The sequence below is a fragment of the Psychrobacter sp. ANT_H56B genome, from assembly GCF_008369245.1.
GTDB classification, from domain to species: Bacteria; Pseudomonadota; Gammaproteobacteria; order Pseudomonadales; family Moraxellaceae; genus Psychrobacter; species Psychrobacter cryohalolentis.
Genome location: NZ_VOBF01000003.1, coordinates 308244 through 334178, shown reverse-complemented (window position 1 = coordinate 334178; position 25935 = coordinate 308244). Strand labels below are relative to the sequence as shown.

The 25935-nt window shown below is 42.4% G+C and carries 20 protein-coding genes; 9 read left to right on the top strand and 11 right to left on the bottom strand.

Going from position 1 to position 25935, the window contains the following annotated elements:
- Positions 1 to 51 precede the first annotated feature (51 nt).
- From pta to FQ082_RS06200, 6 genes are all read left to right on the top strand, one after another.
- Entirely contained in the window at positions 52 to 2208 is a 2157-nt protein-coding gene (gene pta / locus FQ082_RS06225) for a phosphate acetyltransferase (RefSeq protein ID WP_149492447.1), read from the top strand.
- A 196-nt stretch (positions 2209 to 2404) separates the two neighbouring features.
- Positions 2405 to 3313: a nicotinate-nicotinamide nucleotide adenylyltransferase gene (locus tag FQ082_RS06220; protein WP_149492446.1), complete on the top strand. Its 909-nt coding sequence runs from the start codon at positions 2405 to 2407 to the stop codon at positions 3311 to 3313.
- Positions 3314 to 3453: 140 nt separating this feature from the next.
- Positions 3454 to 3867: a ribosome silencing factor gene (rsfS, locus tag FQ082_RS06215; RefSeq protein WP_011512587.1), complete on the top strand. Its 414-nt coding sequence runs from the start codon at positions 3454 to 3456 to the stop codon at positions 3865 to 3867.
- A 221-nt stretch (positions 3868 to 4088) separates the two neighbouring features.
- Positions 4089 to 4889 carry an MOSC domain-containing protein gene (locus tag FQ082_RS06210; protein WP_149492445.1) on the top strand — a complete coding sequence of 267 codons (801 nt, stop codon included), beginning with the start codon at positions 4089 to 4091 and terminating at the stop codon, positions 4887 to 4889.
- A 6-nt stretch (positions 4890 to 4895) separates the two neighbouring features.
- Positions 4896 to 5780 carry an N-acetylmuramoyl-L-alanine amidase gene (locus FQ082_RS06205; protein WP_149492444.1) on the top strand — a complete coding sequence of 295 codons (885 nt, stop codon included), beginning with the start codon at positions 4896 to 4898 and terminating at the stop codon, positions 5778 to 5780.
- 29 nt (positions 5781 to 5809) lie between these two features.
- Positions 5810 to 6010: a hypothetical protein gene (locus tag FQ082_RS06200; RefSeq protein WP_149492443.1), complete on the top strand. Its 201-nt coding sequence runs from the start codon at positions 5810 to 5812 to the stop codon at positions 6008 to 6010.
- A 376-nt stretch (positions 6011 to 6386) separates the two neighbouring features.
- Here the strand turns inward: FQ082_RS06200 and FQ082_RS06195 are convergent, their stop codons facing one another.
- The 3 genes from FQ082_RS06195 to purL all read right to left on the bottom strand — a co-directional run bounded on the left by FQ082_RS06195 (position 6387) and on the right by purL (position 13713).
- On the bottom strand, positions 6387 to 8147 hold the full coding sequence (locus tag FQ082_RS06195) for a hypothetical protein (protein ID WP_149492442.1): 1761 nt from the start codon (positions 8145 to 8147) through the stop codon (positions 6387 to 6389).
- Positions 8144 to 9262, bottom strand: a complete 1119-nt coding sequence (locus tag FQ082_RS06190; RefSeq protein ID WP_149492441.1) for a dsDNA nuclease domain-containing protein — start codon at positions 9260 to 9262, stop codon at positions 8144 to 8146. Before FQ082_RS06190 ends, FQ082_RS06195 begins: the two co-directional genes overlap by 4 nt.
- A 428-nt stretch (positions 9263 to 9690) precedes the next feature.
- Entirely contained in the window at positions 9691 to 13713 is a 4023-nt protein-coding gene (purL, locus tag FQ082_RS06185; RefSeq protein ID WP_149492440.1) for a phosphoribosylformylglycinamidine synthase, read from the bottom strand.
- 436 nt (positions 13714 to 14149) lie between these two features.
- On the opposite strand from purL, the gene FQ082_RS06180 reads away from it, so the two are divergent.
- Complete coding sequence (locus FQ082_RS06180) at positions 14150 to 14644, top strand: pyridoxamine 5'-phosphate oxidase family protein (RefSeq protein WP_011512580.1); 495 nt, start codon at positions 14150 to 14152, stop codon at positions 14642 to 14644.
- A 142-nt stretch (positions 14645 to 14786) separates the two neighbouring features.
- On the opposite strand, the gene pgsA is transcribed toward FQ082_RS06180, so the two are convergent.
- The 5 genes from pgsA to FQ082_RS13010 all read right to left on the bottom strand — a co-directional run bounded on the left by pgsA (position 14787) and on the right by FQ082_RS13010 (position 20248).
- Positions 14787 to 15467 (bottom strand): CDP-diacylglycerol--glycerol-3-phosphate 3-phosphatidyltransferase, encoded by a 681-nt coding sequence (gene pgsA, locus FQ082_RS06175; RefSeq protein WP_011512579.1) that lies wholly within the window; start codon positions 15465 to 15467, stop codon positions 14787 to 14789.
- Between the two features lie 592 nt (positions 15468 to 16059).
- Entirely contained in the window at positions 16060 to 16491 is a 432-nt protein-coding gene (locus FQ082_RS06170; protein WP_149492439.1) for an MgtC/SapB family protein, read from the bottom strand.
- 107 nt (positions 16492 to 16598) lie between these two features.
- On the bottom strand, positions 16599 to 17759 hold the full coding sequence (locus FQ082_RS06165; protein WP_149492438.1) for an NAD(P)/FAD-dependent oxidoreductase: 1161 nt from the start codon (positions 17757 to 17759) through the stop codon (positions 16599 to 16601).
- Positions 17760 to 18115: 356 nt separating this feature from the next.
- Positions 18116 to 20083 (bottom strand): acetate--CoA ligase, encoded by a 1968-nt coding sequence (gene acs, locus FQ082_RS06160; protein ID WP_149492437.1) that lies wholly within the window; start codon positions 20081 to 20083, stop codon positions 18116 to 18118.
- Between the two features lie 15 nt (positions 20084 to 20098).
- The gene (locus FQ082_RS13010) at positions 20099 to 20248 is read right to left on the bottom strand and encodes a hypothetical protein (protein WP_181209436.1); all 150 of its coding nucleotides are present in this window, start codon (positions 20246 to 20248) and stop codon (positions 20099 to 20101) included.
- A 221-nt stretch (positions 20249 to 20469) separates the two neighbouring features.
- Between FQ082_RS13010 and FQ082_RS06155 the strand changes: the two genes are divergently transcribed.
- Positions 20470 to 21771 carry an NAD(P)/FAD-dependent oxidoreductase gene (locus FQ082_RS06155; RefSeq protein ID WP_149492436.1) on the top strand — a complete coding sequence of 434 codons (1302 nt, stop codon included), beginning with the start codon at positions 20470 to 20472 and terminating at the stop codon, positions 21769 to 21771.
- Positions 21772 to 21845: 74 nt separating this feature from the next.
- Here FQ082_RS06155 and FQ082_RS06150 read toward each other — a convergent pair whose 3' ends face one another.
- Positions 21846 to 22949, bottom strand: coding sequence for an alkene reductase (locus FQ082_RS06150; protein ID WP_149492435.1), 1104 nt, complete (start codon positions 22947 to 22949; stop codon positions 21846 to 21848).
- 318 nt (positions 22950 to 23267) lie between these two features.
- Between FQ082_RS06150 and FQ082_RS06145 the strand changes: the two genes are divergently transcribed.
- Positions 23268 to 23435, top strand: a complete 168-nt coding sequence (locus tag FQ082_RS06145) for a hypothetical protein (protein WP_223145347.1) — start codon at positions 23268 to 23270, stop codon at positions 23433 to 23435.
- Between the two features lie 85 nt (positions 23436 to 23520).
- Here FQ082_RS06145 and FQ082_RS06140 read toward each other — a convergent pair whose 3' ends face one another.
- Together FQ082_RS06140 and trpB are read right to left on the bottom strand one after the other, a co-directional pair.
- On the bottom strand, positions 23521 to 24417 hold the full coding sequence (locus FQ082_RS06140) for a DMT family transporter (protein WP_149492433.1): 897 nt from the start codon (positions 24415 to 24417) through the stop codon (positions 23521 to 23523).
- 97 nt (positions 24418 to 24514) lie between these two features.
- Positions 24515 to 25741 (bottom strand): tryptophan synthase subunit beta, encoded by a 1227-nt coding sequence (gene trpB / locus FQ082_RS06135; RefSeq protein WP_149492432.1) that lies wholly within the window; start codon positions 25739 to 25741, stop codon positions 24515 to 24517.
- Positions 25742 to 25935: the final 194 nt, after the last annotated feature.

Sequence of the window (25935 nt, the reverse complement as noted above, 5' to 3'; positions counted from 1 at the left end):
CGCTCAAGGATGACAATCTCTCTAAAAATATAATAAACAGTAGGATACATTATGCAAACTATTTTACTTGTACCTATCAGCCGCGGTATCGGTGTGACGTCAGCGGCGTTGGGCTTGATTCGTGCTTTCGATTATAACGGTATCAAAGCGGGTTTTATGAAGCCGTTTTTACAAGACGATACGCTGGATAAGCAAAACAGTTTAGACAGCTCAAGCGCATTAGCCATGCATGCCTTTGGCCTAAAGCCACCTAAATCGATCAGCCGTCAACATGTTGAGCGTATGATTGGTGATGACAATCTTGATGACTTAATGGAAGAAGTGGTTGTTAACTACCATACTCTTGGTGATGATTACGATGTGGTGATTTGCGAAGGCTTAGTACCGACGACTGAAACTTCTTATGCCTCACAGATCAACCGTGCGATTGCTCATGCACTCGATGCCCGAATCATCTTTGTTAGCACCGCTGATACCAGTAAACCTGCCTATTTGGCCGATAAGCTTGATGTCCATGCGCGTGAATTTGGTGGTATGGCAAGTGATCGTACGCTTGGCTGTATCTTGATGCGGATGCATGACTTGCCGAATACGCAAAGCACCTTAGAAAATCAAATCGTTGCCCCTGGTGAAGCGATTGTGAGCTTGGATAGCGGCTTTATACAAGAAGTACAACGCTTATCGCCGCACTTTAATACCGAACAATTCCGCTTAATTGGTGTCGTACCATTTAGTGACTCATTATCCGTGCCGCGTACGTGGGATATCGCTGCTGAACTTGATGGTACTTGGCTCAACGTTGGTGAGGCAAAATCGCGCCGTATCAATCGCATTAGCTTGACTGCACGCTCAGTTGCACGTGTTGATGAAGTGTTCAAACGTGGTACGCTTATCGTGGTGCCGGGCGACCGTGACGATTTATTATTGGCGGCGGGTCTTGCCTGTATCAATGGTATTCCGCTAGCAGGATTGGTATTGACTGGCGGCGTTGTCCCTAGTCCAACCGTTGCTGAGCTTTGGCAATCTGCACTCAAAACTGGTATTCCTGTGATGAGTGTCGAAGATGACAGCTTTGAGACGGTACAAAGCCTATTACACATGAGTGCTGAGATTCCAAGTGATGACACCGAACGTGCTGAAGAAGTGGCTCGTTATGTCGCGGCGCATCTAGATCTTAGCTGGATTAAAGCATATTTTAGCCAAAATCATGAGCCACGCTTGTCACCTTCTGCTTTCCGTCATCAAGTGGTCAAAAAAGCGCAAATCGCCAAAAAACGTATCGTGCTGCCAGAAGGCTCTGAACCGCGTACGGTCGAAGCCGCCTGTATTTGTCAAAGCCGCGGTATTGCCAACTGTGTGCTACTCGCTAAGCGTGCTGATGTTGAACAAGTCGCCAAAAACCGCGATTTGGTATTACCTGAAGGGCTTGAAATCATCGACCCTGACAGCTTAGATATGAGCAAATATATCGCCGCTGTAGTCGAGCGTCGCAAAGGTAAAACTAGCGCAGAAGTGGCTGCTGAATATCTGCAAGATACCGTTTATCTAGGTACGACCATGCTACAGATGGACGAAGTTGATGGTCTGGTCTCTGGGGCGATTCATACCACGGCGAATACTGTCCGCCCAGCGTTTCAGTTGATTAAAACGGCTCCTGAGTATTCACTTGTATCGTCAGTCTTCTTTATGCTGTTGCCTGAGCAAGTGGTTGTCTACGGTGACTGCGCCATTAATCCTGATCCAAATGCAGAAGAATTGGCTGAGATTGCCATTCAGTCTGCGCAGTCTGCTGCTGCCTTTGGCATCGATCCAAAAGTGGCAATGATTAGCTACTCTACGGGCTCGTCAGGCACTGGCGCTGATGTCGAAAAAGTTACCCGTGCGACCCAAATCGTCCGTGAACGTGCGCCGAATCTAAAAGTCGACGGACCGCTACAGTATGACGCGGCTTCTGTCATGAGCGTCGGTAAGCAAAAAGCGCCGGATTCGCCTGTTGCTGGGCAAGCAAACGTCTTTATTTTCCCAGACCTGAACACCGGTAACACCACTTATAAAGCAGTACAACGTAGCGCCAATGTGGTCAGTGTTGGACCGATGTTGCAAGGCTTAAATAAACCAGTCAATGACTTGTCACGTGGTGCCTTGGTCGATGATATTATCTATACCATCGCCCTCACTGCCATCCAAGCACATAGCGACGTTATTTAAGCATCTAAATCTTCATTCAAAACACGTATTATTGAGCCGATTATCATAATGATGGTCGGCTTTTTTATGGCTTTTAAACGGTATAATTAAACATAATAAAATCGATAATCGGGATAAGTAAATAATCACATGCTATAGTCGATTTAAAATAAATCAACTACAACGCTCATCTGCATGAGTTTTTACTCACTCATTTATGTCAAATACTTCTAATAGTTATCAAAGCCAAAATACTAAGTCTGCCATCCGTGCTTATTTGGGCGGCTCATTTGATCCTGTGCATCAGGGTCATTTACAAATGGCGATGACCGTTTATCAAAGTTTGCTACCAATAGGACAGCAGCAACAGCGCGAACTGTATGTATCGTTGCTGCCCAATGCGCGCTCGCCTTTTAAAGAAGATAGCACCGATCCTAAGCATCGTCTGGCGATGCTAAAGCTGGCAACGCAAGAGTCGCCCTTATACATTAACGAGCTTGAGCTGTGGCAAGCACCGCCTGTCTACACTATCGATAGTGTGCAGACACTGCGCGCACGCTACCCGCATGACAGTCTGATATTTGTCATGGGGATGGACAGCGCGCGTAGTTTAGAACACTGGAAAAATGGGCTGCAACTAACTGATTATGTCAGTCTATGGGTATTTGACCGTGAAGAAAATTTTGATAGCGATATAGATATTAATATCAAAATTGATAAAAACGTCTCTAAGACTGAGTTGCACCACTCTCTAACATCCCAACTTCCAAAACTGCTACAACCTTTAACCATCGATTCTATAACTGAATTATTAGCCGCTAACCCTCAATCTTTAACAAACAGCTTTTGCGTAAAAAATAGCCATCAAGGTCATATTTATATCGACCCGCGCCCTGTGACAGCAATATCAAGCACACACATACGTCAGCAACTTAATCAGCAGCTGCCGCAAGCACCTAAATCATTAAATATAACGCACAGCACTGACATGCAAATTGCATCTTTACAACCAATAAATGATATCATAGGCAATACTGCACCCAATTCATTAGCTAAATGGCTAAATCCTGCTGTTTATCAATATATTATCGCCCATCAGCTATATTCTGCTGCTCAATTCCGTTAAAATCGCCTTATACTTTTAATTTTGCCCACTTTGATCATTTTTTCTCAAAAAACGTCTGCCCCTATCTGGCTCGTTAGAGAATGCATTGTGACGATTTACCATTTTATTTTTAATATTTACGATTCAAGAGATTAAAATTTATGACCAACACCATGACTGACGAACGTTTACAAGAATGTTTGACCCTTGTTCAAACCGCGCTAGACGATATGAAAGCTAAGAACATCACCGTAATGGATGTAGCAGCATTGACAGACGTAATGGAGCGTATCATCATCGCTGACGGTACCTCAAAGCGCCATGTACGTGCAATGGCTGATAGTGTCGGCGCTGAAGCCAAACTGGGTGGCTTTATGCCACTGGGTCGTGAAGGCGGTATCGATTCTGACTGGACATTGATTGATTTGGGCGCTGTTGTCGTGCATATGATGACGCCACAAGCCCGCGAGTTCTATGACCTAGAAGGTCTATGGTCATCACCTGAACAATTGGCTGAGCTGGTTGCTGTGCCGCGTGAGAAGAAAACAGCCGGTCGTCGTAATAAAAATAAATAATCTTATTTATTGCCAAAGCTGTTTAAGAAAAAGACCAGATATCTATTCTGGTCTTTTTTTGTCTAAAATTTATTGTGCTAATAAAATTCAAAATACGGTTAAATTTTAAACGGCTGAATTCTTACTATTAGATGAATGATTAAGCTAAGATAATACGCATTATTAATACCAATATCGATATAACCTCTTCCCTAATAAATCCCTACAGATTAGGAAAACCTATGAGCTTAGAACCTATAAACATACAACCTATAAACTCAAAAACGATAGCATCTTCTAGCCAAAAAAATACTGCTGACTTTAACCAAACCTTGCCGCTCCATATCGCCACTCTAACCTGCGTCCGTGCTGGCAGAGCCATGCCATTTACCCGTGAAGAAATGAGCGCCATCGATAAAGCACCAATTAACGCGCCCGTCGCTGTCAACTTTATGGGTCTCACAACTGATGAGCAAGCCGATAGACGTCATCATGGTGGTCCACTAAAAGCGGTACATCAACTAGCGACGGCAACTTATGACAAGATTAATGCAGAGTTTGGCTTAAAAGTACATGTCGGTACATTGGGTGAAAACCTCACTACGGAAGCAGTAAATAGTTTGCTAGAAATGACGGAAGCGACGGTTTGTATTGGTAACGTTTTTCAGTATGGTCAAGATGAAATCATTGATGGGAATGGGGGCGACAGCGTGCAATTACGCATTGTCCAGCCGCGCCGACCGTGCTACAAAATCAATGACCAAATCGGACAATTTACCAAAGTGCCAAATATCGCGTCTTGGGTCAGCAAACAAGGCATCGCTGGTTGGTATTTTCAAGTCGTTCGTGATGGCATGATCAGCGCTGATTTACCGGTATATTTAATCGAACGCCCCTATCCTTTTGCGACACTTGAGAAACTGTGGCAGTTATCAAACTCAAAAGAGACATTTGCAGCAGAAGTTATTGAACCTTGGCTTGCGATTGAGTGTTTGGAAGAGAGCTGGAAGAAGGTTTTGGATAAGAAGATTAAAAAGGGTTAGCATTTCATGGCAAAAAATATCTTTTTAGCATTAGCATGTGCCTTAACGCTGCCTTTAATTGGCTGCATGACCACTAATAACATTCAAATAGCGAATACTGAACCCTTCGTTATTGATAGCCAGACTCACCAAGCCACTGGTAAAAGTCAGCGTATTAAAACCATTGTCCTGCATTATACCGTCTCAGATAATGCCAGATCTATAAAAACATTGACCACTGGAAATGTGAGCGCCCACTATCTAATTTTAGATCGTGACGATAATAAAATTTATAACTTAGTGCCTGAAAGCGAACGTGCTTGGCATGCTGGCGCGGGCGGCTTTGCAGGTAGAACGATACTCAACGATACCTCTATCGGCATCGAGATTGTCAATAGCGGGATTAAACCTGAATATCGAGATGCCCTAAAAAACGGCGCGCTCGACTATCATCCTTATGAGCACTATGTCGAATTTAATGAATTACAGATTGAGAAAGTGGCGCAGCTGGTGCAAGACTTGGCAAAAAGATATAATATCTCAGCAAAGAATATAATCGGTCATGCGGATATGGCACCCTCGCGTAAAATCGATCCCGGTGCAAAATTTCCTTGGCAGCGACTCTATAAAGAGTACGGCATCGGCGCTTGGTATGATGACTTTGATAAGCAATTCTTTATGAATAAAGACGCATTTGCAGCGGCAACGATACCTGAGATTAAGCAAGCGTTTCGCAATTACGGTTATCAAATCAATAACAGCGATGAATGGGATAAAGCCAGTCGCAATGTCGTCTATGCGTTTCAATTGCATTTCAGACCGCAGCAGCCAACGGGTGAGCTGGATTTAGAAACTTATGCTATTTTAAAGGCACTCAATAAGAAGTATGCTGGTCGTGATGACTTTTATTAATGGATAAAAAATATTAGGAGACATAAGCCATGAGTAACTCACAATACAACGAGCAAAATGAGCAAGACGAGCTTCAGAAATATCTAGAAGAAAAAGCTAAGCAAGAGCAAGCAAAAGATCAAGAATCCGAGCCGCTTTCTGCTTATGAGGCTTGTGTGTTAAAAGAAAGCGCTAGAATTCATGAGTTGATTGCTGAAGCTCGAAGTAAAGCTCAAGATAACAAAGAGTAGTTAAAATCTTATAGCCCGAAACCTTTACTCAATGCTTTAGTTATTGGTAATAGAATTAAACATCCTTGGAGGAAACTAAACATAATTAAAAGCAGCTGAAATAAATAAGCCTTATTATCGGTGAGTTTTAAAAGAAACTGAAAGCCATTAACTCAAAGCAATACTTCGTTAGCTTCACAAAAAAACCCCTTAAAGAATATTTTCTAAAGTGTAAAAAGTCTATCGTGTAGAGTGATCTAATTTGCTTCAATAAGCGAAATGAGTGATATAAGCCAACTGATATTATATAATACTGCTTTTAAAACCCGGGGTTAAGTTCTAAGTACGGCTTAGTACTTAACTATCTACATTCATAGACAACCCTTTTCTATTTTTTCTAAACACTAATTATATTTAAGGTATCTAAGTATATTTCTGAATTTTTATTCAAAGGCTGAGACAGAAAAGCTCTCTTCTCTTCATTTTCAGATACGTAAATAACATCCGCATCCTCACCAAAATAGTCCTTCTTAATATCTTCTACTGAAAACCTTTTAACCAAGTTCCCCTCTTCTTCATCCAGTTCATATTTACCTACTCTATAGTCCGAGATTGTAATAAATGATTGTGTATCTTGCGGTAAGTTCGCACTTAGGAATTTAAAAATTTTAACTAGACTTTTAGGGTCAATATCTTCTTTCAAAATCCCATCTAGTAACAATGGTAACCTATGAATATTTGGGTTCTTTGAAATGATTTGATTGAAGCTTAGATGATAAGCTAACATAGTAGAGTGAAGCTCGACGCCTTGATAAGGAAAGGAGTTAATACTATAAATATCCAAGTGTCTTGCTTCCTGCAGTGGCTTAACATCTAACTCTGATAACTTTATCTTAAATATTTTCCGGAAAGTATTTTCTTTATTTTTTCTCAAAATAGATATTGTTTCATCATCAAAAATTTTAAGTTGCCCTTCTAAGTCTTTAAGCTCTAAATTATTTTGAGTCAGCTTTTCTTGTAGATAACTATAGAGACGTGTTTCCGCCTTGAAGTCTATCCAAGTACTATAATCTATGTCCATACGTTCGATAGTTTTCAAAATTTCATAGCGACTATTTATTTTTGCTTCTATTTCTTCGATATTAGTCCTATGACTATTAATACTTGACTGCATTTTTTTTAGTATTTCTTTCAAATAACTTTCAACATGTAAATTATCGTTTTTTTTCTGATGATATTCGTATATTCTTTCTAATGAATAATTTAATGTCTGTAGACAGGCTGGGCAAGAATCAACACCATCAAAATTTTGACTTTTAATATTACTTTTAGTTCTTCTGACTATTTTTAGATGGTTTTCATATATAGCTAGTTGATTGCAATCTTTAATTAACTCACGTTTATATTTCTGCAAGTTGCCATATAACTCAATATAACCATTAACATAACTTTGTGCTTCCGCTCCAAAAGCTTCATCTACATTTTTTGCTAACTCCAGACTAGGAGTTGATTTTTGTTTTTCTAAAAACTTACTTTCAACGAGTATTTCTGCCCTTTTTTTCTGTAACTCTATCAGCTCTCTTCTATCCCATTTTGTTGATATACCTAGGTAATAATCCAAATAATCCTGTCTGAAGTTTTTATAGAAGTTAAAATTTGAGAAAGATGATTGTAAGTATACCCAACCAACTGATTGAGAGACATAGTAAGGTAAGTAAAGTGCTTCAAGAGGAGCGTCACTATAGGAGCCTTTTTGCTCAACATACATATTAAAATCAAATATATTGCCTATGTATTCTTTAAATTTCGCCCGCTCTCGCCCAGTATTAGAGCTAACACCGTAAAATACCTCAGTTTTATTGGTATTTTTCTTTAAGTAAACTGCACTATCGTCTCGTACTATAATATAATTATCAGATTCACCTTTATTAGTTAATGTGAAATCTAATCTAAAGACTGATTGCAGGTCTAAAATTTCCTGAAGTTTACTCTTAACATCATTGATTCCTAAAGTATACAGAAAACTTTGTATAATAGTACTTTTACCTGAGGTGTTACGACCACTAATAATATTAATCCTTTTTGTAAAGTGCTTATAAAAACTTAAGTTATATTCCTCAGAATAAACAAACAAGCTATTAAATTTGATAGTTATCACAAATTACCCTTATCATAAAATTCTACATAAACACATAAACAGGTGAAAAATATATCTATATCATTCAGATTAATACGTTCGCTTTCTCTAATTTCTGAAACATAACCTTTAAATATTTCAACTAAGCTATAATATTTTGCTCTATAATCATTGTCATAGATGAATTTTTGAATTTTTTTGTGGTCAAGGTTATTTAAATCTTTAAGGTATTCAAACGTTTCTCTGATCTTATCTTTAGCACTTTCCTGAACCAATAGTGGAATTTTAAAGGTAGGAGCAAAAGTCTCAGCATGATTACGCCATTTTTCGTAAGTTCTCTGCTCCTTTTCAATAATATCTAACGTTGCCTTCAAGTCTTCTGCATATAGTCTTTTACTTTCATCTAATAAGCTAGCTATATCTCCTTGATTATAAGTCTGCTCTACGTTCCTAAATAGCTCAATAAAAAGCTCGATTGATGCCTTAGGGTCAACCACATGAGGGAACTTAGAATGCATTAAACCTATTAACGCCTCCCTCTGCTTGTTGGCTGTTTTAGGAAAGTCAACCCATTGTAAAGTTAGATTGTTAAACTCATCTTCATCAAATTTTTTAGTATTTTTTTTGCAATAATCTTTAACGCTACTATTTATTTTATTTCTAATATCTGAATGTAAACTTTTAAAGCTTTGTATTTCATTCATCTCATTGACTTTAATTGATACTGGCTCTTTACCTTCTCCTTTCTCTTCGTCATTAGGGTTATATTTGAGACTCATATCTGTATTAGAAACAAAAGTTAACTTGTGCTTGTAATCATTAGTTTTGGACATATTATCTTGTATAAGATTAGTACCAGTACCTAAAATTTTTGTGATTATTTCTCCAAAATCCGCATTTATCGTCCATATCGAACCAGATTTATTTTTTGACTGATAGGTATAAACCTCTTGAAGAGTCTTATGGTCATTTGTAGTGAAAGCAAATAAAAAGTCATCTTGATGCTCTATGCAAACAAAAAAACTTTTATCTTTATAGGATGTATAATCATCTAAGATGAGTAAGAGAGCACAATTTCTTTGTAACTCAAAACCTGTTTGAGCTGTAACACCTGCATTTACAGCTTTATCTTTCATCTAATTATCCTACATAAATCGATATAATTTCATATAATGTAATGTTTTAAAACATTGATAGCAAGCAAGATAGTTAGTTTTAATAGCTAAGTTTACCCTAAAAATATATATTGCATTTTTACGTCAATATATACTTATTTATAAAATAGTCGCCTTGAAGCGCGGTTTAGCCCCGACTGTAGCGGTATCCTGCTGGTTTGGGCAAGTTGCGGTGGCTAGAGTTTGAGGTGGTGTCGAGGCAACAGCAACATCTCAACTTGTGTCACCGCCTCGCTCAGACTGGCAGATGCAAGCGTAAGGCGGGATTAGCTCCCCTACTTCTAAGAACACTCAAACTCCAAACACAAAAAAGGTGAGCTTTGCGCCCACCTTCTCATTTTAAAAAACAGCTGTCTAAAATAATACCCTAAAACAGCTTAACCTATATCTTAACGCAACCAAGCACGGGCGTTACGGAACATACGCATCCACGCGCCGTCTTCATCCCACTCTTCTGGTTTCCAGCTGTGATTGTAGGCACGTAGCGTACGTTCAGGGTGCGGCATCATGATAGTGACGCGACCATCAGTGCTACACAGACCCGTGACACCACCGAGCGAACCGTTTGGATTGAGCGGATAAGTCTCGGTTGGATGACCTTGGCTATCGACGAAGCGCATGGCGAGCTGACCATGTTTTGCCATACCGTCGATCTCTGTATCGTTAAGGGTGGCATAGCCTTCACCGTGCGCGATAGCGATTGGTAAGATACTGTCTTGCATACCTTTGAACAGGATAGACTTGGTACGCTCGACTTTTACGTTGACCGTACGCGCTTCAAAGCGAGCTGATTTATTGGCGATAAAGCGTGGGAAGTTTTCCGCACCTGGGATAAGGTCTTTTAACTGTGCCATCATCTGACAACCGTTACAGACACCAAGTGAGAAGGTATCTGGACGGGCAAAGAAGCGCACAAACTGCATGCGCAACTCGTCATGGAACAAGATAGAGTTTGCCCAGCCAGAGCCTGCGCCGAGTACGTCACCGTAGCTAAAGCCACCACAAGCGACCAGACCGTCGAAGTCACGTAGATTGATGCGACCTTCAAGTAAATCGCTCATGTGGACGTCGACTGCTTCAAACCCGGCTTGGGTAAAGCCTGCTGCCATTTCTGTCTGACCATTGACGCCTTGCTCACGCAGGATAGCGACTCTTGGTTTAGTTTCACGGCTGTTTAAGTATGGCTCTTCAACCTTTTGATTGAGGTCAAAGTTTGGTGCAGCGATAAGACCTTTATGGTTAGTATCAGCAATCAAGTCATACTCTTGCTGGACGCAAGCTGGGTTGTCACGGCGACGGGCGATCTGATAGCTGACCTGACTCCACTCGCACTGCAGCTCAGAACGCCTAAAGCGTAGGGTATCATCACCCATGTGCAAAGGCGTTTGAATGATTAAGCTGTCTTCTTCTGAGCTTTGACCGACGAGGCTCATCATTTCGCTGACGTTAAATTCTTCTGCCATTTGCATTAACGCAGCGACATTTTCTGGTAATACTTGGATGACTGCACCCAACTCTTCACTGAACAATTGACCCAATAAGTTATCATCAGTCAATGACAGCTTGATGCCTTGACGGCTAGTGAACTGCATCTCAGCGATAGTTGCTAGCAGACCGCCATCACCGATATCGTGATAAGCGCTGATGACGCCTTGCGCGTTACCCGCTTGGATAAAGTTAAAGAAGTCGACCAAGTCACTTGGCTGCGCTAAATCTGGGCAGTCGTTACCTAATTGGCTAAGCGTTTGCGCCAGGATTGAACCGCCTAGACGCAATTTACCTTTTGATAAATCAATACGATAAAAGGCGCTATCACCATTGATTAGCTCTGGCGTTAGGGTTTTTGCCACGTCAATAACAGGTGCAAAAGCAGTAATCACCAAGCTCATTGGCGACACGACTGATTTATCCGTGCTGCCGTCTTCGTTGCTATCCGTCCAATTAGCACGCATCGATAGCGAGTCTTTACCAACTGGAATAGCTATACCCAATGCTGGGCATAGCTCTTCACCGACTGTATATACAGCGTCAAACAATGCTGCATCTTCTGCATCATCGCCGCACGCTGCCATCCAGTTTGCCGACATCGTGATATCAGATAACTGAGCGATACGCGCGCCAGCGATGTTAGTAATCGCTTCACCAACGGCAAGGCGTGCTGAGGCTTTTGGATTAATCAGAGCTACTGGCGTACGTTCACCAACGCTCATCGCTTCACCGCTCATTGGCTGACCATCGAGAGCAATCAAGCCTGAAGCGGTAACGGCGCAATCTGAAACTGGCACTTGATAACGACCAACATACTGATCACGGACGACCATACCCGTGATAGAGCGGTCACCAATGCTAATGAGGAATGATTTGCTAGCGACGGTCGGATGACGTAGCACATCTTTGATTGATTCAGCTAAATTGACTTCGCCTAACTCTAAAGCTGGTAAGGCCGTCTCTTGACGCTCAAAACTACGCTTCATCTGTGGTGTACCGCCAAGCAATACTTGCATCGGCATATCGACTGGTTGCTCAGGCAATAATTCGTCGTTAACAACTAGCTGACGTACTTCAGTGGCTTCGCCTAAGATGGCATACGGGCAGCGCTCACGGGCGCAAATCGCATCGAACTGCGCTTCGCTTTCTGGACGAATCGCAAGGACATAACGCTCTTGCGCTTCATTAGACCAGATTGCCATTGGCGACATACCCGCTTCTAGCGACGGAATTTTACGTAGATTTAGTACCGCGCCCATTTCATGGTCATTGACCAGCTCAGGCATCGCATTCGATAAACCACCGGCACCAACGTCATGTAGCGACACGATTGGATTCCCGTCTTTGCCATTGTTGCTTGCATCAACGTCATTACCCGCCAGCGCCCAGCAACGATCCATCACTTCTTGACAGCGACGCTCCATCTCAGCGTTATCACGCTGCACTGAAGCAAAGTCTAAGCCTTCATCTAGTGAACCGCTATCGACCGAAGATGCCGCACCGCCACCAAGACCAATTTGCATGGCAGGACCACCAAGGGCGATTAATAAATCGCCTTGCTGAATGGCATTTTTTTCAATCAAGTTACGTTTGATATTACCGTAACCACCTGCCAACATGATTGGCTTATGATAGCCGCGCATTTCACTACCATCTTTTGCCGCTGAAGTATCTAATTGGAAACTACGGAAATAACCGCATAGGTTTGGACGACCAAATTCGTTAGAGAAGTTGGCACTGCCTAATGGTGCTTCAGTCATAATTTCAAGACTGGTTGCCATACGATCCGGCGTACCATAATCCTGCGTATTTAACTGACCTGACTGCTCCCATTTTTCAGCAAGCTCTGGGATATGCAAATGTGAAACGTGAAAGCCTGTCAAACCCGCTTTTGGCTTACCGCCACGACCAGTTGCACCTTCATCACGAATTTCACCACCCGCACCCGTCGCTGCACCGGCATAAGGGGCAATCGCTGTTGGATGGTTATGAGTTTCGACTTTCATTAAGATATCGATTTCTTCTTGATGGAAATCGTACGGATGGATTGAGTTGGCGTCAGCGGCATCATCAGTATTAGAAACAGGAATCGGGTAAAAACGCATCCCTTTAGAGCCTGCCATCACTGCGGCATTGTCTTTATAAGCCGACAAGATGCCTTGAGGATTGGCTTTATAAGTATTCTTAATCATTTGGAACAGTGACTTTGGCTGTACCGCGCCGTCAACCGTCCATTCAGCATTAAAGATTTTATGACGGCAATGCTCAGAATTTGCTTGGGCAAACATCATCAGCTCAACGTCCGTTGGATTACGCTTGAGTTCATTGACGTAAGCATTCATCAGATAGTCGATATCTTCGCTCGATAACGCAAAACCAAATTCTTTATTTGCCGACTCAAGCGCCGACTGACCTTGTCCAATCACATCAATATGATTGAGTGATGCTGGCTTTTCATCGTCAAACAGTTTATTTACGTCATTTAAATCATAGACCAAGCTTTGCGTCATACGGTCAAATAATAGTTGCTCAGCGGCTTTAGGTAGCGTTGCATTCACTTCGCCGTCTGCTTTTCCATCGACGGTTAGCGTATAAACAATGACACGCTCAACACGATTAATGGCAATTTCACAGTTATTAAAAATATCGGTCGCTTTACTTGCCCATGGCGATATCGTACCAAAACGTGGACCAACGATAACTTGTAGTTGATTGCTATTTGGGGCTTCAAGGACAGTGCCACTGTCGACAGCAAGTAAGTCTAGCGCTTTTTTATGCTCATCACCTTCGAGTTCTCGTGATAACACATACACTTGCTGAGTATGAATTTGGCTGACATTTAGCTCGGTTTTTTGCTGAAACTGACTGATGAGTTGCTGCGTCTGAAAATCGGTAAGAAACGGTTGTCCGGCGATGGTCATCATAAAGGCATATTCCATAGGATATAGGCAATAACAGGCATCTCTGCCATGCTAAGTAAATGGTTCGCGTATTATAACAAGAAGCCCTGTAATAAGCAGAACAAAACCAAGATAAATTGCCGATTGCTTCGGTAATATTATACTAAAGCATTGAGCAAATATTGACGATTTGCTATCAAAACAGCAAGGCTGAGGGCACAGCGTCACAATTTTTACCTAAAGCTTATAATCCTTACAAACCCTCACATCGCCTTACGGGCAACCTATATAAATAGCCCAGCAGAAATCGCTATTCTAGATAGCAGTTCTTGACGAGCTAGTTTTTATAAAGCCAGTTTTTATAAAATAAACGCTTTGTCTACACTAGCCTCTTAATAATTATTTCTCTAACAACTATAAATTCATAATTTATTTACAATAATGAAAAAGGATATCCACCATGAGTAACCAAGAGCATCTCGATAAAATCCAAGCCGTCATCAAAGACGTGAAATTTGCCATGATGAGTACCAGCAATAAAAAAGGCGATATTCATGCGTGGCCAATGACCACAAGTGAAGTCAACCTTGATAATAAAGAGATCTGGTTTATCGGCGATAAAAAATCAGATGTCGTCAAAGATATTCAGGATGATGCAAGAATCGGGCTGACTTATGCCACTCAAGATGAAAAGAACTTTGTTTCTATCAGTGCTAACGCTGAATTACCGACAGACAAAGCCAAATTGGACGAGCTATGGTCGCCAGTTTATAATGCCTTTTTTGAGCATGGTAAAGAAGATGAAAACGTACAATTGATCAAAGTAGTTCCTCATGGTGCAGAATGCTGGCTTAGTGGTAGTACAGTGGTGAACATGTTTAAGATGGCAGCGGCAGCCGTACAAGACGGCAAAACTGCTGAAGATATGGGCGAGACCTTTTCCGTTTCTTTATAATTTATCATTAAACTATTAAATAGATAAAAAAAATTTATCATAAAAAACGCCAGTAGCTGATGCAACTGGCATTTTTTATTGACTGGGCTTTATAGTTTTAGAATAAAGTATAAGATTTAACCGCTATCTACTTAGCCACCTTTTACCCACTTTGCTTTAAATACGGCCACGCAGCTTTAAGATAAATCATCATCGACCATAACGTTAGAATCACTGCCGCTACCATCAATACATAGCCGATGGTTTCAAGCGATTCCCAATTTAACAAAAGCACCGTAATCGCTATCATCTGAAAGGTGGTTTTGAGCTTACCTACATAAGACACCGCTACACTGGTACTTTTACCCAGTTCTGCCATCCATTCACGCAATGCCGATACGGCGATTTCACGCGAGATAATCACAATTGCTGCTATCGCCATGATGATATTGGGATGCCATTGCACTAAGATAATCAGCGCGGCTGCTACCATTAGCTTATCAGCGACGGGGTCTAAAAATCGACCAAAGGCTGATACCACATTGAGCTTACGGGCAAAATAGCCATCAAGCCAATCGGTAATGGCTGCTAGTATAAAAACGCCTGTTAATAACAAGTGACGCAATAGACTGTCGCTAAAGTCACTCATACCAACCTTTGCAATCACGTTGTCAGAGATTGCTGGCATGCCGATCCCCATGGCAGGTGGCCAATAGGCAATTGCAACAAATAGCGGAATCATCAAGATACGCGCAATCGTCAGGTTATTGGGCAAATTAAAAATACTTTTGTTATTCTGCGTACTTGACGGCTCCTGCGGATGCAAATGCGTGCTCTCAGTCATGGCAAACCCAGTTTAATATTGACCTAATAATGACGGATAGCTTAGCATTTTTCAGCCAAGTCGTCATGCCCTCTATGTAGGTATCGTTTATGCCAAGCGTATATTTTTCTAATTGAGCAATTTTTATCCTAGATGTGGCGTATTTAGCCACTTTAATGAGTAATAGCTGATTTTTATCACTGTTCTTTATCGCTAGTTCCAGGCAAAAATATCGCTATTCTATTAAATGCCTAGATACATCCATACATACACCGTCTAAAACGTAATAACATGTAAGCAAGCTTAGGAAAATAACTGAATGTCGGTTATTATGAGCCGATGATATCGATACACTTGTACACTAAAAATTGTAAGCAGATGTAAGGGTTTATTGAACTGTCTCTTTTCAACCAAATATAAATAATAAGAATAACCCCTAGTAATAACAAATTTGTATCAATTTATTTGTGGCTTATGATTTTTCATTTGATCGCATGATAAGTTTTCCTCAGTCCACGGTATCTCCTCCGTGGGCTCTTTTTTTGTCTGCTATTTAGTCGTTTTATTCGCTGGGTGCCCTTTATACATCGCCTCGCAGTATTTTTATTGGTTTCTACAGCTTTTCTTTTGACTTAAACGGCTCAGAGAATTGCAAGATCAAAAAACCAACCACAGACAAGATAATCGCAATTTCATAACGCCCATAAGCGACTGAAATACCAATAGCGCCGGTATTCCAAAGGCTTGCTGCCGTTGCTGTACCTTTTGATCCTTGTTCATTTTTAAATATCGCGCCGCCACCGATAAAACCCATGCCGGTGATGATCGCATACATGATTCTCGCCTCACCAGTCGTATCATAAATATCCATACCAACGAGCATAAAAGCACAGGAAGCAATGGTCACTAAAGGAAAGGTTCTAAGCCCTGCGCCGTTGTCTTTCATCTCGCGGTTCAGTGCAATCGGTAAGGAAAGAATAAAGGCAATTCCTAATTGAAAGAAATGAAATTGCATCAGCTCCATATCGATATCAAATCCAGACATAGCGTTCTACCTCCTCTTATAACGATAAACGTTTTAATTTTTAGTGTTGGTTATGAGCTTGTTTACCGTTCTAAAAAATACGCTTTCAGTCATCGTTTTTAACTGATTTAGTCAGCGCAGATTTTTGCTACGGTTTGTTTTGCCATCTGATAGCAGCTTTCGATGTTACCTTGTCCACACCAGTCGCCACTGACAATCCATTGACGTGGCTCATCAACTAAAATACCAAACTCTGTATTATTAAGCTGTTTAAGGGTTGCGGCATAACGCCAGCGATGACAATCGATTTGGCTTGGCGTACTATTTTCACCCCAACTCAACGCTTGCTTTGCTGCTTGTAGCAAGGTTGCTTTTACAGCTTCTATATCGTCATCGACATGCTGCTCCGACCAATCGTTGCGAGCATGAATAGTGATACTTGGTAATAGACTGCCATGGTCAGGTTTTTGATGTTCAATAAAGATACGATCGAGCACCGAATCCTGCACATAAGCCACATCCCATAAAGGGGGTGACGTGTTTAATGCAGCAGGTAAAAACTGCTCTTTATCCCACCCAAGCATCAAGGTATAACAGGCCTGCATCTGTGCTTCGCTAATTTTTGCAAGCTCTTTAAAATTGCTATCCGCCATCAGCTCTACAGCTTGACCATTGGGCGCTGTACAAATTACCCAATCATAGCTGCCAAGGCTGTTGCCATTCTCATCAAACAGCTCAGTTTTGTTATTAGCCTCATTTTGTTCTACAAAATCTTCTTTGCGTAATGGCGCCACACGAGTTTTAAAGTTTATAGTTGTATGCTTTAGTTCATCAGCCAAGGCACGACCCCAACTGGTCATTTTGGGCGTGCTGATATAACGCGCTTGGGTACTGCTCCATTGCTCCTTGGCTTGTATGTCAGCATTCTGAGCGGCATCGTCAGAAGGTATTAAATCCACCACATTGGCACACCACGGCTGTAATAATTTGCTCTGTATCCAAGGCTTGATAAACTGCTGAAAGTCAGCACTTTTGGCAGTAAAAAACTGCGCGCCAAATGCCCATTGCCAGTTTTTATGCGTTGCGCTGTCCATGCGATAGCGTGTCGCTAAACGACCAACGCTACGGGATTTCTCAAAAATAGTAATTTTAGGTGATACTGATTTACCGTTTGCTTCAATAAAAATGCGCTCCAATAACGTAGCCGTAAATAAGCCAGTCAAACCCCCGCCAATAATCGCAATTTTTGGTATGGATTGTTCAGTCGTATGCAAAGTAGAATCAGTCATAATGACAATAAACCTTATAAAATATTTAGCAAAATAGTAAGTAGTCAGGTGAAAGTAAGGGGGTTATTCTAAAAAATATTGAACCTCTAAAGCCTGCTAATATAGTTAATCCATTTTTAAAAGGGTACAGAACTACTAGGGTTAATTATTTGCAGCCTCTGTCTGCGCAGGCACAGCAAGCAAAAAAAATTAACCCCAGTAGTACTTTATAATGTTTGTATTTCTTCTATTTAGGACCGACTATATCCATGATATTTCGGTAAAAAGCCATGCTATAAAAGTAGCATGGCTTTTTACCTCAGCTTCCAGTCATTTTTAAGCATTGACCCTATTCAAATTTTATTGATATTGAACAATCAATGTGATTTTGCCCGTTCTGTCTTGACCACTTCGACTAGCTCGTTAATAACTGAGCTGTCAGCTAGGGTAGATAAATCACCCAATCCAACATATTGCCCTGCCGCTAGACTACGCAAAATACGGCGCATGATTTTACCAGAGCGGGTTTTAGGTAGTACATTAACCATATAGATGGCATCTAAATTGGCAATCGGACCAATCTCAGAGCGCACATGGCGGTTTAACTCCAATTTTAGTGATTCAGTTGCCGTCTCACTCGACTTTAAGATAACAAAGGCGCAAATTCCCATGCCACGTATATCGTGTGGCATTCCTACAACAGCCGCCTCTGCCGTCGCTGGGTGTGCAACGATCGAGCTTTCAATTTCTGCTGTGCCCAGTCTATGTCCTGACACATTGAGCACATCGTCGACACGACCGGTAATCCAATAGTGACCATCTTCATCACGCTGTACCCCATCACCGGTAAAATAATAGCCGGGATATTCGGTAAAATACGTCGCTAAAAAGCGTGCGTGGTCTTGATAAATAGTACGCATCTGACCGGGCCAGCTACTATTAATCGCCAAATTGCCTTCTGCAGCACCTTCAAGCGCAACGCCATCGGTATCAATGACTTCAGGAACGATGCCATATAGAGGATTCATCGCCGCGCCCGGCTTCATTGCAACCGTTCCCGGTATTGGCGCGAGCATGATACCGCCCGTTTCTGTCTGCCACCAAGTATCGACGACCGGACACTTGCTGCCGCCGACAACATGATAGTACCAATCCCACGCTTCAGGATTAATTGGTTCACCAACTGTGCCAAGTAAACGCAGACTTGAGCGATCCGATTCACGTACAAAGGTATCGCCCTCTTTCATCATGGCTCTGATAGCAGTCGGTGCAGTATATAAAACAGTGATTTGATGCTTATCGATGATATGCCCAATGCGTGCCCATGTAGGATACTCTGGCACGCCCTCAAACATGACTGTCGTAGTACCATTGGCAAGCGGTGCATAAGTGGCGTAGGTATGACCCGTCACCCAACCAACGTCTGCGGTACACCAGAACACGTCATCCTCTTTAATATCAAAAACATCACGAAACGTGGACAGCGCATAAGTGATATAACCGCCTGTGGTGTGCAACACGCCTTTGGGCTTGCCTGTTGAACCAGAGGTATATAATAAAAACAGCGGGTCTTCTGCATTCATAACTTCAGGTTCGCAGTGCTGCGACTCACCATCAACCAAGCTGTGATACCAGATATCACGGCGACCACTCATCGGCACTGAGTTGCCCGTACGATGGACGACGATGACATTACTGACACTGTCAGTGCCATCCATATCTAGCGCGCGATCGACATTAGCCTTGAGTGGCGTACGCTTGTTACCACGAATACCTTCATCAGCGGTAATGACCAGCTTAGACTGACTATCAATGATACGATTACCCAAGCTCTCAGCGGAAAAACCGCCAAATACCACTGAATGTACCGCACCAATACGCGTACACGCCAGCATAGCAACCACCGCTTCTGGTATCATCGGCATATATAAGGTAACGCGGTCGCCCTTTTTGACCCCAAGCTTGCGCATGGCATTACCTAAGCGACAAACGGCTTCATGTAGCTCTTTAAATGAGATGATTTTGTGCAGGGAAGGATGATCCCCTTCCCAAATGATGGCAGGCTTATAGGGGTTGTTTTTGACGTGGCGATCCAGACAGTTGACTGAAATATTCAGCTCGCCATCCTCAAACCATTTAATGCGAAAGTCTTCTAAGTCGTAGCTGACGTCGCTGATTTTGGTGGGCTTTTTTATCCAATCAATCAGCTCAGCACGCTCCGCCCAAAAGGCATCTGTCGCCTCAGCTGATGCAATCGATTGCTTATATTGTTCAGCATACTGCTCGGCGGTGATATTGGCTGCGGCGAGGAATTCAGGCGCAATGGGAAATGATTTTTGAGTCATGAGCTTCATCCTTTTTTAATTATTATGACCTGTGGCAAACATCGCTGATAGCGAGGATTGGCACAGGCAATAAGGGTCATCTTCCATAATGGTGACACTCAAAGACAGTTTGACAAATATGCTGAATGGTTGCAAGGCATCAACCACTAATCGCAACAATTGCATAGCACATCGGTATGTTTAACAGTGCAGATTCTATGGCTGGTATTTTTTACCGCTATTTTTTTAAATGCAGTTGCAACAATGCTATTTAATCCTTGTAACCTGTTATAAAACATGGACAATAGCAACCTGATATCAAGCGCTATAATTGATATCGCCATTCTTTATATGACAATAGGCTCTATGAGCCTTATTTGCTCTTTTAAAATCAGGAACTACCGACCATGGACAAGCACCGTACTGCCTCACAATACTCGCATTATGATGTCATCATCATTGGTGCTGGTGCGTCAGGGTTATATTGCGCATTAACCGCCGGTCGCCGTGGTCGCCGTGTATTAGTACTGGACCATGCCAATAAAGCTGGCAAAAAAATCCTTATGTCTGGTGGCGGGCGGTGTAACTTTACCAATTATTTTGTGGAGCCTGAGCATTTTATCGGTAGCAACCCGCATTTTTGTAAATCAGCGCTTAGTCGATATCCGAGTTGGGAGTTTATCGGTATGGTTGAGCAGCATAAAATACCCTACCATGAGCGCGAGCATGGTCAGCTATTCTGCGATGATTCGGCGCAAGACATCTTGACGATGCTGCTCGATGAATGTGCCGCTGTCGGTGTACAAGTCAAGCTCAATACCCAAGTCGATAGCGTGCAAGCACTCGAAAACGATCAAAAGTCGCACTTTCAATTACTAACCAGTAAAGCGCTGAGCAAAAAAGAAAAGCAAGAGAAAAAAGAGGCTCTAGAAAACACTAAGCATGTGCAAATAGGTTTTCGCTGTGAGTCACTGGTCGTGGCAACGGGCGGACTGTCCATTCCAACCATGGGGGCGAGTGGTTTAGGCTATGAGTTGGCGCAGCAATTTGGTCATAGTCTAATAACGACTGATGCCAGCTTAGTGCCTTTTACCTTTACCGATAAAACTGGCGAGTTGATTCGTACGCTTGCTGGTATTAGTATCCCTGTGATTGCCAGCAATGATCGCATCTCATTTAAATTGCCACTACTATTTACCCATCGCGGACTCTCTGGTCCTGCTATGCTGCAATTGTCCAACTACTGGCAGACAGGCGAAACCATCAGTATCAATCTGCTCCCTAATATCGATATGACCGCGCTATTGCTTGCCCATAAAAAATCACACCCAAGACAGCTTATCCGTACGGTATTGGCGGATTATACAGACAATGCCTTACCCAAAAAATTGCTTGCGGCGCTACAAACGACTCTGTGGGATGACATTAAAGACAAAGAGCTTGCCAATATTAAAGATGAGCGTTTAGTTGAACTTGGTGAAACGCTTAATGGTTGGCAGCTAAAACCTTCTGGCACCGAAGGCTATCGCACTGCTGAGGTCACGCGTGGCGGCATCAAGACTGATGAAGTCTCATCAAAGACTATGCAAAGTAATTATCAAGATGGTCTGTATTTTATTGGTGAAGTGCTGGATGTCACAGGCTGGCTCGGTGGTTATAACTTTCAATGGGCGTGGGCAAGTGGCTTTGTCTGCGGTGAGATAGTTTGAGTCATATTGACCAAACCATAAAAAGCCACCTTACGAATTATCGCAAGGTGGCTTTTTTATTGACCGTCAAACCATTATGCTTGGTTTAAAAACGGATAATCGGTATAGCCTTCTGTGCCGCCACCATAAAAGCTCTCTGGGTGCTGCTCATTGAGTGCCGCGCCTTCGCGAATACGCTCAGCCAAATCAGGATTGGCGATATAATCACGGCCAAACGCCACGGCATCGATGTAGCCTGACTTGATGTTTCTTTCAGCCTTTTCCGCTGTATACCCACCTGCAGCAATAATTGTCTGATCAAAGGCATCGCGAACACGCTGACGGAACGCATCGCTATAAGGCGTTCCACCTGCCCAATCAGGCTCAGATAAATGCAAATACATAATAGCGCGTTGATTGATTTGTTCAATCAGCCAAATGTTTTCATCTTCGTTATATCCAGCTTCCACATTATTAAACGTACCAAGCGGTGAAATACGAATACCGACATGGTCCGCATCCCATGCGTCGACACAAGCATCAATCACAGCCAGCATCAAGCGCGCACGGTTCTCACGGCTACCGCCATATTCATCAGTGCGCTGATTGGTATGCTCAGCCCAAAATTGATGTAATAGATAGCCATGTGCACCATGAATTTCCACTCCATCAAAGCCCGCCTCTTTAGCGTTTTTGGTCGCAAGACCGAAATCAGCAATAACTTGCTCTATCTCTTCCAGTGTCGCAGGACGCGGTGTGGTCGCTTCAACTCGAATAGCTTGGTTGTTGCTATCGCGCAGTGAAGTACGTACTCCCACATGAACATCGGAGGCAGAGATCGGCGCCTTACCATCAGGCTGAACACTTTCGTGCGCTACAAGACCAGTGTGCCAGAGCTGTACTACTATCTTGCCGCCTTTTGCATGGACATTATCGACAATGGTTTTCCACGCTGTCGTCTGATCTTCGGTATGGATACCAGGCGCGCCTGCATAGCCTTTTGCCTGAAAAGAAACCTGTGTCGCTTCAGCAATGACAAGCCCAGAACCGCTACGCTGTGAGTAGTACTCGCCAGCAAGCGCTGTAGGGACATCACCGGGCTCGACAGAGCGCAAGCGCGTCAAAGGTGCCATAATAATGCGATTTTTTAGGGTTTGGGTGCCCATTTTGACGGGTTCGAATAAATTATCATGTGCCATAAAAAGCCTTATTTGCTGTTATAAAAATACGGTTATAGAATTTGTTAATGATGAATAATTCACACTTAATATTACGTCCAAAACGCATTAAGCACGCTATTCATAAGCCGTGTTCTTTATAGGGCGTAGATACGGTAATTCCAAGGAAAAATTACAAACAAAAATATCAATATGGCATGATATCGGTATTGATAATACTCATTATTCAAAGCCTCTTATTAGCATATTAAGCGAAAGACTTTAATCAGATTGGCTGATTATTTCATTAAGCCTTTATCCAGCGGATGGCAACAGACAATCAAGAGATTTTTTGGAGCGATGCTGCCTATTACCACTACTTTTGAAGAGCTGGTCGAACGGGCGGTATTTTGGGAAGATTATGGGCAACGTTATCCCAATGGCTACGCGGTAAAAGACGCCAAATTTTTATTGGATGTATATCGCAATGCGATTTTCTTCGATTTGACGTGCCGATGGCGACGATAGAGAGTGCTTAGAAGGGCTATTTCGCCAAAAAAAAACCTGATTTTACACAGGTTTTTTTTGGCGAAATTTAAAAATAGTAAATATTTTATGATTTGAGCATCTTTTTAAAAGACAAATTCAAAGACAAATAAGTACCAAATAATATCACCATAGAGCCGATAATCGCGGGCGTATCCAATGCCTCTCCAAGCAGCAGATAGCCTAAAATAATGGCAAAAATCGGAATCACCAAAGTAATACTGGTTGCTCGTACCGGACCGATACTTTTAATCAACTGATTCATAAAAATCAGCGCGATGGCAGTCGAAAACACACCGATACAAATGACAGAAATCCAAGCCGTTACGCTGATGCTCTTGCCATAAGGAAACTCATAAACTGCCACAGGCAACATAATCACACTGGCAATGATAAGCGAGCCTGCGGTAATCGCTACTGGTGAGACATTTTGCAAGTAATTTCGAGTGATATTTGCCCCAAGCGCGTAGCCAACACAGGCCAGTAATGCGTAGCCCATCGGCAATAACCCAGAACTTGACCCAGCGCCTTGCCCGCCAAATAAGTTCTCGCTCATTAGAATCATCACACCGATCACACCGATGACTAAACCGAGAATTTGCTTTTTTGACAGTCTGTCTTTAAAAAATACACTGGCAATAAAGCCGCTTATCATTGGCACAGATGCATTAAGCACTGCCAGTACGCCAGCGTTTACCGATCGCGCTGAAAATGCAAACAGGATAAAGGGCACTGCTGCGGAGAAAAGCCCAACCAACGTTAATACTTTCCAATTTTCACGAATGCCTACTCTGTTTTTCTTTTTTAGTATTACAAACACCAACATCGTCAGTCCAGCCAAGACCACACGTAGGCTGGCAAAAGCTAACGAGCCAAACTCAGGCACGCCAATACGATAAAAAATGAAAGACAGCGACCACATAAAAGATAAGATGATAAAAATAATGAGGTCGCGGTTAGACATGAGATGATCCTATCGAGCATTAGACAGTAAAAAAACCTCGATGATAACTGGTTCAGCGCTCAATAAGTATTATTTTTTCTACATTTGTTACCAATTCTTATAATTTTACCTTGTCTAAAATAAAATCGATGTCTTTGTCACCGCGCCCTGACAAATTGACCAAAATCGTTTCATTCGCTGACATATCTTTGGCTATTTTCATGGCATAAGCGATGGCATGTGCCGACTCTAAGGCAGGAATAATACCCTCAAGGCGCGATAATGCCATAAACGCTTCTAAACATTCAGCATCAGTCGCTGATTCATAGGTCGCGAGCTCTAAATCTCGCAGGTGCGAATGCTGTGGTCCAACCCCTGGATAATCAAGACCGGAGGCAATCGAATGTACAGGAGCTGGCTCACCTTTTTCATCGAGCAGTACATAGCATTTAAAACCATGAATCTCCCCTTTCACGCCCAGTGACATGGTCGCCGCATGATTAGGGGTATCCAGACCTTCGCCTGCTGGTTCCACGCCTATTTTTTCTACATCTGCATCATCAAAAAAGCCGCTAAACATACCAATGGCATTAGAGCCGCCGCCAACACAAGCGACCACTTTATTAGGCAGCTTACCCGTTGTCATTAGGAACTGCGCCCGTGCTTCATGTCCGACCACCGATTGAAAATAGCTGACCATTTCAGGGTATGGCGCAGGACCCAATGCCGAGCCAATCGCAAACATACTGGTATCGAGCTCATTAAGATAGGTCTCAAAAGCACTATCGACTGCTTCTTTTAGCGTCCCTGCGCCGCGTGAGACTGGTACGATATTGGCACCCAAAATCTTCATACGACTGACGTTTGGATGCTCCTTTTTAATATCGACCACACCCATGTGAATTTCACATTCCAAGCCCATCAATGCCGCTGCTGTTGCCAACGCCACGCCATGTTGCCCCGCGCCCGTTTCGGCAATCACTTTGGTTTTGCCTAATTTTTTGGCTAATAATACTTCACCCAAACAGTGATTAATCTTATGCGCGCCCGTATGATTTAAATCTTCACGCTTAAAATAAATCTGCGCGCCGCCGCAATGCTCGGTCAAACGCTGTGCATGATAAATAGGACTTGGACGACCGACATAGGTCTCACGCAAGCGCTTCATCTCAGTGATAAAATCATCATTTTTAATGATTTCACGAAAGCCTACTTCGATTTCTGTCATGGCTTTGGCCAGCTCGGGATGAGCAATTTTGCCACCGAACTCTCCGTATAAACCATCGTCATTGGGCAAAATTGATTGATGTAAACCGTAGCCAGTGGCGGTATTTTGCGTTGTCATAGTTAAGCCTTATTATTTTAAAATGAGTATTAGCATTAATATTTTTGCCAAATTATTTAGCATTGTTAATGATAAAAATAATAGAATGTATTTACGTTCTAGTACATTGAAACAAGATAGTAAGGGAAATTCCCTATTTGGTCAAGTCTGTACATTGATGGTTGTCAGCTTCAATCGTCAATCCTCCCTACCAC